This window comes from Aeromonas rivuli (assembly GCF_000820045.1).
GTDB classification, from domain to species: Bacteria; Pseudomonadota; Gammaproteobacteria; order Enterobacterales; family Aeromonadaceae; genus Aeromonas; species Aeromonas rivuli.
Genome location: NZ_CDBJ01000087.1, coordinates 39,181 through 52,638, shown reverse-complemented (window position 1 = coordinate 52,638; position 13,458 = coordinate 39,181). Strand labels below are relative to the sequence as shown.

At 61.0% G+C, this 13,458-nt stretch carries 11 protein-coding genes and 1 pseudogene; 3 read left to right on the top strand and 9 right to left on the bottom strand.

Annotated features, from left to right (window positions below; translation table 11 throughout):
- Positions 1-9: 9 nt before the first annotated feature.
- Positions 10-1,008, bottom strand: coding sequence for a GlxA family transcriptional regulator (locus tag BN1130_RS19100; protein WP_042043988.1), 999 nt, complete (start codon positions 1,006-1,008; stop codon positions 10-12).
- A gap of 86 nt (positions 1,009-1,094) precedes the next feature.
- Positions 1,095-1,865 carry an MBL fold metallo-hydrolase gene (locus BN1130_RS19095; RefSeq protein ID WP_042043986.1) on the bottom strand — a complete coding sequence of 257 codons (771 nt, stop codon included), beginning with the start codon at positions 1,863-1,865 and terminating at the stop codon, positions 1,095-1,097.
- Between the two features lie 265 nt (positions 1,866-2,130).
- Between BN1130_RS19095 and BN1130_RS19090 the strand changes: the two genes are divergently transcribed.
- Entirely contained in the window at positions 2,131-2,544 is a 414-nt protein-coding gene (locus BN1130_RS19090) for an Hsp20 family protein (protein ID WP_042043983.1), read from the top strand.
- A 75-nt stretch (positions 2,545-2,619) separates the two neighbouring features.
- Entirely contained in the window at positions 2,620-3,057 is a 438-nt protein-coding gene (locus BN1130_RS19085; protein WP_042043982.1) for an Hsp20 family protein, read from the top strand.
- A gap of 63 nt (positions 3,058-3,120) precedes the next feature.
- Here the strand turns inward: BN1130_RS19085 and BN1130_RS19080 are convergent, their stop codons facing one another.
- Positions 3,121-4,392, bottom strand: a complete 1,272-nt coding sequence (locus BN1130_RS19080) for a valine--pyruvate transaminase (RefSeq protein WP_042043980.1) — start codon at positions 4,390-4,392, stop codon at positions 3,121-3,123.
- A 283-nt stretch (positions 4,393-4,675) separates the two neighbouring features.
- Between BN1130_RS19080 and BN1130_RS19075 the strand changes: the two genes are divergently transcribed.
- Complete coding sequence (locus BN1130_RS19075; protein WP_042043978.1) at positions 4,676-4,909, top strand: hypothetical protein; 234 nt, start codon at positions 4,676-4,678, stop codon at positions 4,907-4,909.
- Here BN1130_RS19075 and BN1130_RS23140 read toward each other — a convergent pair.
- The 6 genes and pseudogenes from BN1130_RS23140 to kdpA all read right to left on the bottom strand — a co-directional run.
- Positions 4,900-5,268 (bottom strand): annotated as a pseudogene (locus BN1130_RS23140) (helix-turn-helix domain-containing protein); the annotation flags it as partial. The gene BN1130_RS19075 and the pseudogene BN1130_RS23140 sit on opposite strands and share 10 nt — an antisense overlap.
- A 121-nt stretch (positions 5,269-5,389) precedes the next feature.
- On the bottom strand, positions 5,390-6,073 hold the full coding sequence (locus BN1130_RS19065) for a response regulator (protein ID WP_042043976.1): 684 nt from the start codon (positions 6,071-6,073) through the stop codon (positions 5,390-5,392).
- A gap of 45 nt (positions 6,074-6,118) precedes the next feature.
- Entirely contained in the window at positions 6,119-8,734 is a 2,616-nt protein-coding gene (locus tag BN1130_RS19060) for a DUF4118 domain-containing protein (protein WP_042043974.1), read from the bottom strand.
- Positions 8,727-9,251, bottom strand: coding sequence for a potassium-transporting ATPase subunit C (locus BN1130_RS19055; protein ID WP_042043973.1), 525 nt, complete (start codon positions 9,249-9,251; stop codon positions 8,727-8,729). The genes BN1130_RS19060 and BN1130_RS19055 overlap by 8 nt, the downstream gene beginning before the upstream one ends.
- Before the next feature lie 85 nt (positions 9,252-9,336).
- Positions 9,337-11,391, bottom strand: coding sequence for a potassium-transporting ATPase subunit KdpB (kdpB, locus tag BN1130_RS19050; RefSeq protein WP_042043972.1), 2,055 nt, complete (start codon positions 11,389-11,391; stop codon positions 9,337-9,339).
- Positions 11,388-13,067, bottom strand: a complete 1,680-nt coding sequence (kdpA, locus tag BN1130_RS19045; RefSeq protein WP_042043971.1) for a potassium-transporting ATPase subunit KdpA — start codon at positions 13,065-13,067, stop codon at positions 11,388-11,390. Before kdpA ends, kdpB begins: the two co-directional genes overlap by 4 nt.
- Positions 13,068-13,458 lie beyond the last annotated feature (391 nt).

Below are 13,458 nucleotides of genomic sequence, written 5' to 3'. Positions count from 1 at the left end.
AGAAAGTGCCTAGACCCTGTCGAGCAAGGGCGCCGGATCCCGGCCTCGGAAGGTTCGGCGCCACTCACTTGGCGAGACCCCGAAGCGGACACGAAAGTGCTGGCGAAGGGAGGCTGCGGTACTGAAGCCCACCAGCTCGGCGATGCGCTCTACGGCGTGGCTGCTGGCTTCCAGCAGCTCCTGACTGCGTCTGAGGCGCTCGGCAAGCAACCACTCCCCGACGGAGAGACCGGTTGCCTGCTGGAAACGACGGGTAAAGGTGCGTCGGCTCATCAGGCAGTGGTCGGCCAGGCTGTCGAGGGTATGGGGCTGCGCCAAATGGGTACGCAAGTGATCGAGCAGCTGGTTGATGCGGGCATCCTGGGTCGATGCTGGCACGGGTCGCTCGATGAACTGGGCCTGACCGCCTTCTCTGTGGGGCGGGATCACCAGTCGCCGCGCCAGCTTGTTGGCAAGGCGGCTGCCATAGTGCTGGCGCACCAGATACAGGCAACAGTCCAGACCGGCCGCCGTGCCTGCCGAGGAGATCAGCCGATCATCATCCACGTAGAGTGCATTGCTATCGAGCTGAACACGGGGAAAGCGCTGGCCAAAATCCTGTTCAAACTCCCAGTGAGTGGCAGCCCTGTGGCCATCGAGGATCCCTGCATAGGCGAGCACGTAGGTGCCAAGGCAGAGCCCGACTATCTGAGCGCCCCTCGCTCGGGCGGCGACCAAGGCTTCAAGCAGCGCGGGCTCTGGACGCTCGGCCGGGTTGCGCCAGAAAGGGATGATGATGATATCGGCATCCGCCACAGCCGCCAGCGGCAGCAGGCTGTCGATGAGGAAGCCTTGGGGAGATCGCAGTTGACCAGATTCACCGGCGCAGAGCCTGAGCTCGAATAACGGCGGGCCCGGCAACATGCTGTCACCGAAGATGAGGCAGGGTACCGAGAAGTGGAAGGGGCTGAAGTGGTTGAAGGCCAGGATGGCGACGACTGGCACTGTGGTGGAAGTAGAGGTGGGCATGAGGCGGATCCCTGGCGACTCTTTGCGCCATCATATGCGGGTTGACGGAAAAGTCGAAGGGCCATGGCATGCCATGGCCCTCCTGTTTAGAGGTGGATCACTGCACCGTCTGCCGGTATCAGCACCCGGTCCGTCATTGCCTGCTCTGTCAGAAAGTCGCTCAGCTCGGCACGGGATAGCATGGCGTGATTGACCGCCTCCATGTGGCTGGCAATCAGGGTGGCCTGCGGCGCCGCCTGGTAGACAGCATGGAGATCTTCCTTGTTCATGATGATGGAGCCCAGGCCGGGGATCTGGGCATCGCCGCTGTTGAGGATGATGACCTCGGGCTGGTGGCGCTGCAGGCTCATGGCCACATCATGATTCCAGACGGTGTCTCCTGCCAGATAGAGTGATTTCTCCTGGGGATGGTTGAAGATGATGCCACACACCTCACCCAGCCTGTCTCCCAGCGCACCCATGATCTCATCGCTGCCATGCTGGCCCGCCGTCTTGAGCAAGCTGATGCCTGAGAATGTCAGCTCCTCTTCCAGGATGCGCACATCCTCGAAGCCGGCCGCTTGAATGGTTTCGGCATCTTTCTGGTGCTGCACGAACAGAGGCAGTCTCTTGGGGATCAGCCGCTGGGCTGTCTCATCCCAGTGATCGAGGTGATCGTGGGTGACGATGACGGCATCGACATCGAGCAGCTGGGCCATGGGCAGGGGCAGCTCGACCAAGGGGTTGCGCAGATGGCTGTTGGCCGTTCCTTCGAAGGCGGGATAGCTGCCCTTGGGGGCCAACATGGGATCCACGAGGAAGCGTGTACCGGCATAGTCGATGAGCAGGGTGGCATTACGAACCTGAGTAATCTTCATGGCTGACTCCGTGATATGGGTGAATGTGCGACCAGTATGGGGGAGTCTATGGATCGGCAGCAGTGGCCCATGGGTCGATATTCGATACGATCGGGCCAATATTGCTGAACGGGAAAAGTGATATTTCTTTTATGACCGACTCTTGAAAGCCGATTTGATGACCTTATATAGAGGATAAGGCTGAAACGCTCACTAGAGGTTTCGACCAGGTGCCCGTCCACTGGGAGGGCAAACAGCAAGCTATCGCTCAAAAGAGGATACTTTTATGCGTTCTATCGATTTTTCTCCGCTCTATCGTTCTGCTATCGGTTTCGATCGTCTGGCCAATCTCATTGAGTCGGCGGCCAGCAACGGCAATGCCGGTTATCCCCCCTACAACATCGAACAGTTGGGCGAGAATGACTACCGCATCAGCATGGCGGTGGCGGGCTTTACCCAGGATGAGCTGGAGTTGAGCTTCCAGGAGAACCTCCTGACCGTGAAGGGGAGCAAGCAGGCCGACACCGATCGCAACTATCTCTACCAGGGCATCGCCGAGCGTGGTTTCGAGCGTCGCTTCCAGCTTGCCGACTATGTGCGAGTCAAGGGGGCAGATCTCAAGAACGGCTTGCTCCATATCGAGTTGATGCGTGAAGTGCCTGAGGCGATGAAGCCGCGCAAGATTGCCATCAACGGTTGAGACCCTGTGAATTGTTCGGGTGCCGTCACCGGGCTCGTTGAAAACTGACCTGTTGCTTATTAGAAGGATAGGATTATGCGCAACCTCGATTTATCTCATCTCAATTCCAATGCCGTCGGCTTCGATCGCATGGCTCATGAACTGAAAGCACTGCATGAGCAGAAGAATGCGTATCCCCCTTACAACATCGAGAAGCGGGAGCAAGACAGCTATCGCATCACCATAGCCGTCGCTGGTTTTGAGCAAGACGAACTGGAGCTTGAAACCGAACTGGGCACCCTCAAGGTGAAGGGCCGCAAGGCGGCCATTAAAGAGGATCGCCACTTCCTCCATCAGGGGATTGCCGAACGTGACTTCGAGCTGGCCTTCAAGCTGAGCCAGCATGTCGAGGTGCAGGGGGCCAGACTCGAGCATGGTCTGCTCACCATCGACCTGGCCCGTGAGCTGCCTGAAGCGCTCAAGCCACGCGCCATCCCCATCGGCAAACCTGACGCAATGACATTGCCGAGTTAAGCCAACCAGTCATGAAAAGGCCTGCATATTTGCAGGCCTTTTTTGTGTCTGTCCGTTGCGGGGTCAACCAGCCCTGGCCCGAGTCTCGGCCCCATAGAGTGCATTGATCTCCTCGGCCAGAATGGCAACACCACGGCGCACCAGCTCTTCATTCTGGGCATAGTTGAGGCGGATGCACTCCTGACTGTGACGCCAGCTCGGATCCTCTATGCCCGGGAAGAAGTAGTGGCCAGGCACGATCAGCAGGTTCTTCTGCTTGAGGCGCTCGTAGAGCTCCTGACAGTGGATCGGCAAGTCTTCGAACCAGAGCCAGAGGAAGAGGGCACCCTCCGGCTTGTGGATATGGAAGCGTGAGTCCGGGATCGCATCGCGCAGCAAGCTGACGGCCAGGTCGGCTCGCTGGCGATAGAAGGGCTTCACCACCTTTTCACTCAACTTGATGATCTCGCCACTCTCGATCAGCGGTATGGTCAACGCCGGTCCCAGGCTGCCCGGCGCCAGATTGATGATGCCACTCAGGTTGGTGATGGCCTGGATGATGGGTTCATCGGCGATGACGATGCCGCAACGGGTGCCCGGCAGGCCCAGCTTGGAGAGGCTCATGCAGAGGATGGTGTTGAGGTTCCAGAACGGCTTGGCCTGGCTGAAGATGATCCCGGGGAAGGGCACCCCATAGGCATTGTCGAGGATCAGCGGAATGCCCTTGTCGCGGGCGATCTGGTCCAGATGCTCTATCTCTTCATCGGTCAATACATTACCGGTCGGATTGGTGGGGCGTGAGACACAGATAGCACCGATGTCATCCCCTACACGCAGACTCTCGAAGTCGACATGGTACTTGAACTGGCCATCCGGCAGCTTCTCTATGGTTGGCTTGTAGGCAACGAAGTGATCCTCCCCAAGGGCGGAGTCACCGTAGCCGATATATTCGGGGGCCAGGGGGAAGAGGATCTTCTTCTTGCGGCCATCGGCGAAATCACCGGCCAGCAAATTGAACAGATAGAAGAACGCGGTCTGGCTACCGTTGGTGAGGGCGATGTTGCGAGCCGAGATATCCCAGCCCAGCTCGGCCTTGAGCAGCTTGGCCAATGCGTGGGTAAACCTGTCTTTGCCCTGGGGACCATCATAGTTGGCCATGGCCTTGATCAGTTCACCACTGTCGAGCAAGGTCTGTGCCTCCTGCTGGAAGCGCTCCAGCATGGCCGGTATGGGGGCCGGGTTTCCGCCCCCCAGCATGATGGCGTCCGGATTGGTCAGCCCCTGATTGAGATCATCCATGAGTTGGGTGATACCGGCGTGGCGAGTGAACTTCTCGCCGAATACAGAAAATTCCATTCGGTAACGCTTCCAAAAATCGGCTACGGGGATGTAGCACCTTAGCTCAGTTTAAAAGCGGGTGTCGATGAAAAAATCCCTTGTTCCACGTGGAACAAGTTGGCCTATTTCCCTGGTGGTGAGATTCGCCAAGATGTGGCTTAAATTTGTACAATTATTGAGTTCCGCTTGGCTATAAACATGAGGTTTATAAGTAAAATATATAAATATCAATACGTTGTGATTATGGCATAAGAATTGGAATAGTCAGGCTGTCATAGCGACTCACACCGGAGAAACGAATATGAAGAGCCTGATCACTACCTTGATATTGAGCACCCTGAGCCTGTCTGTCATGGCCGATGATGCCGCCAGACCCGAACTGGATCTGGCGAGTTTGCAGCAAGAGATCCACGAGCAGCAACAGCGGGCCTCCCGGTCTGTGGTGGCCGATGCCATGGCCAATCTGAGACAACTTCCCCTTGATACCCTGGTGACAGAGATCAGCCCGGCCGTGTCGACCGCTCCCCGCAGCTGAGTCGGTCCCCTGTGCTGGCGGAAGAGAACGATGAAGGCGCTGTCGCTGGAGAACTCCCGCGCTGTGGCCACCCGGCTGATGGGCATGGCTTTGGCCAGCAGCGCCAGGGCGCCATTGCTGACGCCAGGCCTGATACGTCATATCGGTATCGCGCATGAAAATGCGACCTGTGTTTTTGTCACTGGCACCTGCCCGTTCGGCCAGCCGGTTGAGCCGATCGGGCTGTGGCGTGTAAGAGAAGGAGCGATAGGCGAGCACACCACGCATCAGCACTGGGGAGTGCCCGCGGGGATCCAGGCTGCCTGACTGGGAGAGAGCAGACAGATTCGGTTATCCAGCTCGATGCTCATCGAACTGGCCGACTCCATGCTGCTCAGCCGGGGCTGGCAGTGGCTGCGATTGTGCAGGACCTCGGGTTTTTGCTTGGGGGTTGTGGTTTGCTTACTTGACTGTGTCGCGGACGACGTTCCACGTGAAACGTCAGCTGCCGATAAAACGGTAGCCGATCCCGGGCTCCGTCTCGATCAGGCTGGGTTGCTGGGGGTTATCCCCCAGCTTCTTGCGCAGGCTGGCGATGACGATTCGCAGGTAGTGGGTATCTTCCTTGTGGCTGGGGCCCCAGATCTCATTGAGTAGCTGGGTCTGCAAGACCAGTTTTCCCGGGTGGCAGACCAGGGTCTGCAACAGGGCAAACTCCTTGCGCGAGAGGGTGATCTCCTCGCCGCGCAGGCTTACCCTGTGATTGCCTATCTCCAGGGTTAGATCGCACTGGGGGAAGTGGCGGCAGTCGCCACTGCTGGCACCCGCCCGCTGCCTGAGCAGTACCCTGATCCGGGCCATCATCTCCCCAATGCCGAAGGGTTTACTCATGTAGTCGTTGGCGCCCGCATCCAGCAGCCTGACTTTCTCCTGCTCCGAATCCCGCGCCGACAGGATCAAGACAGGGTGGGGGTGATGGGCCCGAATGGCCTGCAACACCGTCAGACCATCGCCGTCTGGCAGACCCAGATCCAGAATGACCAGGTCAGGATTGAGGTGACGATACTGGGCTAACCCCTCCTGCACGCTGGCCGCTTCGCTCACCTGATGGCCTTCGGCGATCAGGCTGATGCGCAAAAAGCGCCGGATCGGGACCTCGTCATCTATGACCAAGATATGGGCCATCTGCTCTCCTGAAGTTCATTTTTACTCCCTGTTGTTGCTGTCCCATCATGGTCTGGCCATCTCCATCTCAGCCTGCCCATCGGGTGCATTGAGGGCCAAAGGTAGAGAGATACGCATGCAGGTGCCGTTGCCATTGGGGCCGGCGAAGGCCCAGATACGACCGCCATGGGCCTCTATCATAGCGCGAGAGATGGCCAGGCCAAGCCCGGTGCCACGACTGCCACTGTCTCCCACGGGTTGGGTGTAGAAGAGATTGAAGATCTTGTCTCTGTCTGCGGCGGCGATGCCGACCCCGATGTCGATGATATCCATGATGAGATCGGGCTCGGCCAGCATGACTCGAAACTCGATAGGCGTACCAGCCGGGGAGTAGCGGGAGGCGTTATCCAGGATGTTGACCAGCACTTGCTCGAGCAGGGCGCCGTGGACATAGAGGAGGGGCGGGGTCTGATCGAAATGGATCAACAAGGCATGCTGGCGCCAGGACGTATCGAGTCGGCGACGGGCACTCTCCACCAGATCGGCCAGACTCACCCAGTCGCGCTTGAGCTGGAAGTCCGGGGAGCCAATGCGGGTCATATCCAGCAGGTTCTGCACATAGCTGTGCAGACGTTGCGCCTCTTCCTGCACCGAATGGAGCAGCTCATCCCTGTCCTGTTGACCAATTCTGTCGCCGTACTCCAGGAGCGTGCTGCCAGCCCCCATGATGGCGGCCAGTGGTGTCTTCAGGTCATGGGAGACGGAGGAGAGCAGGGCGGCTCGCATCCTGTCCGTTTCCGCCTGCAACTGGCTCTGGGCCAGCCGCTCATTCAGTTCGATACGGGCAAGGGCGGCACGGATATCGGTCAGCAGGGCTTGCAACTGGTGTTCGGCAGAGGCAGAGAGGGGTTGGGCCAGACGGATACCAAGGGCCAGTTCGGGGGTGAGGGGGTGATACTGAGCCTCGGCGGCGTTGAGGGTGGCGGTGTAGGCCCCGGCGCTCTGTTGCTGGGAGAGGCTCCAGTCGATGGCTGCCTTGTCGGTCTGGCCGGGCAGGTAGGGGATGGTACCTGCGCGATCCTGATAGAGGTTATCGATGGCGAAGGCGGGTTGGGCCAGGGCCAGGGAGATGGCTTGCGCACCTTGGCGCAACACCTCCTCCGGACCGTTGGCACTGGCCAGCTCCTGGCTGAGGGAGAGCAGGGCAGTACCGAGCTGCTGTGTCTCACGCAACCCGATCAGTTGCTGACGTTGGCGAGAGGCGAGTCGCCCCGCCGCTATGCCGACGATGAACAGCACGAACAGGGTCAGCAGGTCGCTGTGACTGTGTACCGTCAGGGAGAAATAGGGGGCGGTGAACAGCAGGTTATGGGCGAGAAAGCCCAGTATGGCGGCCAGAATGGCGGGCAGCTGACTGGTGGTGAGCGCCGTGGCCAGCACCCCCAGCACAAACAGCAGTGGCAGGGAGGCGGCGGGTAACCAATGAGACAGACCCCAGGCAATGGCCGAGGTGATGGCCATGATGGCAACCGCCAGCAGGCACTGACTGATCTGTCCGGGGGGGGCTTCACGCAGCACGGGGCCCCCGTGATGGGGGCCCGTATCGACCAGGGTAATCTCCAGTCCCCTGGCTCGCTGCAACAGGTGCTGCACCAGGGATCTGCGCCAGGGGGCCTTGTGGGGCTTGCCAAGCAGCAGCTGCGAGGCCTGCTGCTGGGCCGCCGTCTCCATCAGGGTATCGGCTACCGCCGGGCTGGAGAGGGTCAGCACCTTGGCACCCAGTTGGGCGGCCAGGGCCAGGGCCTGCTCCAGTTCGGCCGACCGCTGCCCGCGACTATCCACATGCACCACCAACCAGGGCAACTGGCGGCGCTGGGCGAGGCGATGGCCGTGTCGCACCAGGGCCGGGCCATGTTGTTCACCGAGACAGACCATCAGCTTGCCACGCAGGGGCTGGGTACTCTTGCCGGCCGCCTGCCACTGCAACTGCAGATCTCCCTCCACATGACTGGCCGCGGTCTGCATCGCAAGTTCGCGCAGGGCGGTGAGGTTGTTGAGAGAGAAGAAGGAGTGCAGGGCCGCCATGGCCTGCTGGGGCACATAGACCTTGCCCTCGCGCAGGCGATCGAGCAGCTCGCGCGGAGGCAGATCGATCAGCACCAGGCTGTCAGCTTCCAGCAAGACGCTGTCTGGTAGCGTCTCCCTGACCCTGACCCCCGTCAGTTGCCATACCAGATCGTTGAGGCTCTCCAGATGCTGCACATTGAGGGTGGTATAGACGTCGATACCGGCATCGAGCAGCTCCTGCACATCCTGCCAGCGCTTCTCATGGCGGCTCCCCGGGGCGTTGCTGTGTGCCAGTTCATCGACCACGGCGATGGCGGGTTTGCGGGTCAGCAGGCCATCGAGGTCCATCTCATCGAGCCGTTGCTGACGATGCAGATGGGTCTTGCGTGGCAAGATAGCCAGCTGATCGAGCAGGGCCAGGGTCTCCTGGCGGCCATGGGTCTCCACCACACCTATCAGTATGTCCGTCCCTTCCCTGGCCTGTTCCCGTGCCGCCTGCAACATGGCGTAGGTCTTGCCTACGCCAGGGGCCGCGCCCAGAAAGACCTTCAGCCTGCCTTTGCTCTCCTCTGCCAGGCTGGCCAGCAGGGCATCGGCCCTCTGCTCATCACGCATCCTTTTCCTTATCGAGCACCAGATTCAGCTCGAGAATATTGACGATTTGCGGGCCTAGGATACCAGCTTGTGCCCGGGACTTGACCAGCTCCGTCAGCTGTTCTGGATCCAGTTGCCTGGCCTGGGCGACGCGGGCCACCTGAGCCAGCACGGCATCGAGGGGCAGCTGCGGGTCCAGCCCTGAACCTGAACGGGTCAGCATGGCGGGGGAGTTATCCTGTCCGGCGGCGGCTTGCTGATGGGCAAACTCGGCGCGCAGCGGGGAGCTCATCCCCAGATTGCTGCCGCCCCCCCCCACGCTGGCATAGGCGCTGGCGGAGGGGCGGGAGTGGAAGTACTCCTCCTTGCTGAACGACTGGGCCAGCAGGGCGCTGCCGACAAGCTTGTTCTCCTTGCTGATAATCTGGCTGCCATTGGCCTGCCAGGGAAAGATGAGCTGGGATACCAGGGTGACGGTCAGCGGGTAGGCGACGCCGAGCAACAGGGTCAGGGTGAGCAGTGTTCTGATGGCTATCATGATTTGTCCTTCTTCCTGGCGTTCGGCCGGTGACGGCGAACGCGATGAATCGGGGGCCTGCATCAGTGGCCCCCATGGGGTTTTGCTACACCAGGCCAAAGCCGGTGACGACGAGATCGATGAGCTTGATGCCGACAAAGGGAACCAGCAGCCCGCCGAGGCCATAGACCAGCAGGTTGCGGCGCAGCAGGCTGGCGGCACTGCCACTCAGACTGACGCCACGCAGGGCCAGAGGCACCAGCGCCACAATGATCAGGGCGTTGAAGATGATGGCCGACAAGATGGCGCTCTGGGGGCTGCCAAGCTGCATCAGGTTCAACGCATCGAGCTGCGGGTAGGCGGCAATGAACAGGGCGGGTAGTATGGCGAAATATTTGGCCACATCGTTGGCGATGGAGAAGGTCGTCAGGGCTCCCCGGGTCACCAGCAACTGCTTGCCGACCTGCACCACGTCCAGCAACTTGGTGGGGTTGGAGTCCAGGTCAATCAGGTTGCCCGCCTCCTTGGCGGCCTGGGTGCCCTCGTTCATGGCCAGACCCACATCGGCCTGGGCCAGGGCCGGGGCGTCATTGGCGCCATCGCCGCACATGGCCACCAAGCGTCCACCCGCCTGCTCCTGACGGATATAGGCCAGCTTCTTCTCCGGCGTTGCCTCGGCGATGAAGTCATCCACCCCGGCCTCGGCGGCGATGGCGGCGGCGGTGAGCGGGTTGTCCCCGGTGATCATCACGGTGCGGATGCCAAGATGGCGCAACATCTGGAAGCGCGCCTTGATACCGGGCTTGATGATGTCCTTGAGAGTGACGGCCCCGAGCAGTTTCTCCTGATTGCAGACCAGCAGCGGGGTGCCACCCTGACGCGCAATCTTCTCCACCGCCAGGCGGATTGGCTCGACCAGCTGTTTGGGGGTCATGCCCAGATAGGCGAGGACGGCATCGACGGCCCCTTTGCGATACTGAAGATGACCCCGATCCAGCCCGCTCAACCGGGTTTCGGCACTGAAGGGGATCAGGCGATCATCCGGGTCCAGGCTAGGCCTGGTCTGGCTTTTGGCTGCCAGGGTCAGGATGGATTTCCCCTCAGGGGTGTTATCGCCAAGGGAGGCCAGCATGGCCGCCTGAGCCAGCATGGCGGGTTCTATGCCGGGCGCCGGGATGAACTCGTCCGCCATGCGGTTACCGAAGGTGATGGTCCCCGTCTTGTCGAGCAAGAGCGTGCGAACGTCCCCGGCCGCTTCGACCGCCCGACCCGATTTGGCAATGACATTGAGCTTTACCAGCCGGTCCATGCCGGCGATACCGATGGCGGAGAGCAGGCCGCCGATGGTGGTCGGGATCAGGGTGATAAAGAGCGCGATCAGATAGAGTCTGGGCACCTGGCTGCCGTTGTAGCCGAGGAACCAGGGCAGGGTTGCGACCACCAGCAAGAAGATCAGGGTCAGCCCGACCAGCAGGGCATCGAGGGCCATCTCATTCGGGGTCTTCTGGCGTTTTGCTCCTTCGACCAGTGCAATCATTCTGTCGAGGGTGCTCTCGCCCGGATTCTGGGTGACGCGCACCCAGATCCTGTCCGATACAACCTGGGTGTTGCCGGTGACACCACTGCGATCCGTACCGGACTCGCGAATGACAGGGGCAGATTCCCCGGTGATGGCGGCCTCGTTGACCGAGGCGATCCCGGCGATGACCTCACCATCCGCCGGTATGGTCTCGCCACTGCAGACCAGCACCATGTCCCCCTTCACCAATTGACTGGCGGGGATCCAGCTGCCGAGACTGTCCTCCGGGGAGCTGACCCAGCGTGCCTGAAGCTGGCTCATGCCCGCCTTCAGGCTGTCGGCCCTGGCTTTGCCTCTTCCCTCGGCCAGCGCCTCGGCGAAGTTGGCAAACCAGAGGGTCAGCCACAACCAGGCCGTGAGCTGCCAGGCCAGGCTGGCCGTTACCCCGGAGAGGGGCTGGCCAAGCAGGGACTCTATGGTAGCCATCAGCGCCGCCAGCCAGAGCGTAAAGAGGATGGGGCTGGCCAGCAGCGCCTTGGGGTGGAAGCGCCGCAGCGCCGTGATGGCGGCCTGGGCCAGCAAGGAGTGACTCTTGCCGCTGGTGGCGTCCCCGGTCAGCGAATTGGCATTGGATAGGCTCATGGTTGAACTCCTAGCAGCAGATGTTCGGCGACGGGTCCCAGTGCCAGCACGGGCAGGAAGGAGAGGCCGCCCATCAGCAGGACAGTGATGATAAGCAAGGTAATAAACAGCGGGCCGCGTACCGGGAAGTCCCCGTCGCCCCGCTCCTGGGTGGGTGCCTTGGCGAGTTGGCCGGCGATGGCGAGTACCGGGATGATGTAGCCAAAGCGACCAAGCAGCATGGCCAGGGCGATGGCGACACATTGCCAGCTGTCGGCGGCGCCGAAACCGGCGAAGGCGGAGCCGTTGTTGCCCGCCGCCGAGGCGTAGGCATAGAGCAGCCGAGACAGGCCGTGGGGGCCATCGTGACCGATGATGGCTTGCGAGCCGGGCATCAGCAGGGTGAGGCCACCGATCACCAATACCCCGACCGGCATGACCAGCATGCTGGCAACGACCCACTTCATCTCAGTGATGCCGAGTCGCTTGCCGAGGTAGCTGGGGGTGCGCCCCACCATGAGCCCGCACAGGAAGACGGTCAGCAACACGAACAGCATCATGCCGTAGATACCGGCACCGACGCCGCCAAACACCACCTCGCCCAGCAACATGTTGATCATGCCGACCATGCCACCCAGGGGGGTGAAGCTGTCGTGCATGGCATTGACCGAACCGTTGGAGGCGGCAGTGGTCGCCACTTCCCAGATGCTGGACAGCACAGGGCCGAAGCGGCTCTCCTTGCCCTCCCAGTTACCCGCCTGACTGCTCAGTTGCGCCAGATTGGGATCTGCCTTGAGCTCCTGGCTGATGGCGAGGCTGAGCCCCAGTACCAGCAGCAGGGTCATGGCCGCCAGGATGGCGCGGCTGTGGCCCGCATCCTTCACGTAGCGGCCCAGAGTGCAGACCATGGCGGCGGGCAGGGTCAGCAGGGTGACCATCTCCAGCCAGTTGGCGAGGGCGGTCGGGTTCTCGAACGGATGAGCCGAGTTGACCCCGAAGAAGCCACCCCCGTTGGAACCGAGCTGCTTGATGGCAATCTGCGAGGCGGCAGGACCCAGCGGCATTAGCTGCTCCTGTCCTTCCACACCATGGAATGGCAGGTAGGCAGACAGACTCTGGGGAACCCCTTGCCAGACCAGCAGCAGGGCCATGATCAGCGCCATGGGCAGCAAGACATAGAGGCAGAAGCGCACCAGATCGCGCCAGAAGTTGCCCAGATGATGGGTCTGTTGGCGGGACAAGCCACGGAACAGGGCGATGGCCACAGTGGCCCCGGTACCGGCCGAGACGAAGTTCTGGGTCGTGAGCCCGACCATCTGGCTGAAATAGGAGAGGCTGGCTTCACCGGAATAGGCTTGCCAGTTGGTGTTGGTCATGAAGCTGACCGCGGTATTGAGGGCCAGGGACCAGCTCAACCCTGGCAGCTCTTGTGGGTTGAGGGGCAGCAGTCCCTGGGCCATCAGGATCAGGAACAGCAGACCAGCACCTGCGCCGTTGAAGGCGATCAGACTCAGGCCATAGGACTTCCAGTCCTGCTCCCGGCCATCGGTGCCACAGCAACCCAGGGTGAGGCGCTCGAGGGGGGCCAACCAGCTGACCCGTCCCTCGAAGACCCGGTGAATATAAGCACCCAGCCAGGGGGCGGGGAGCAGTACCAGCAGCACGAAGGCGGCCGGGTAGAGATAGGCTTGCCACATGATGGTTTCCTCACTCATGGCTGCGCGTCAGAGCGCGAGCCAAGTAACAGACGAGGGCGAGGACAAGCAGTAGATACAGCCAGTTCATAGCGACTCCATAGCAAAATTTCCAAGGTCGGATTTGACCCTGAAAGCATATGGAACAAGGGCGTAAAGGCGCCATAAAGTGGTCGGTGGTTGGCGTAAAATTACCGTAAAAAGATATGGTTAACGTAATTTCATCGCAGCGTGCATCGCTGGTGCGGCAGAAAGAAAAACCCGGCACTTGGCCGGGGTTGAGACTCCGAAATGGACCTTGTCGAATGGTCACGCACCCTTCCACGCTGGTGGGGTGGGTATTGCAACGCAGTGGCCGAAGCGTTCCTGATGGTGATAGATCCGCTTCGGACGC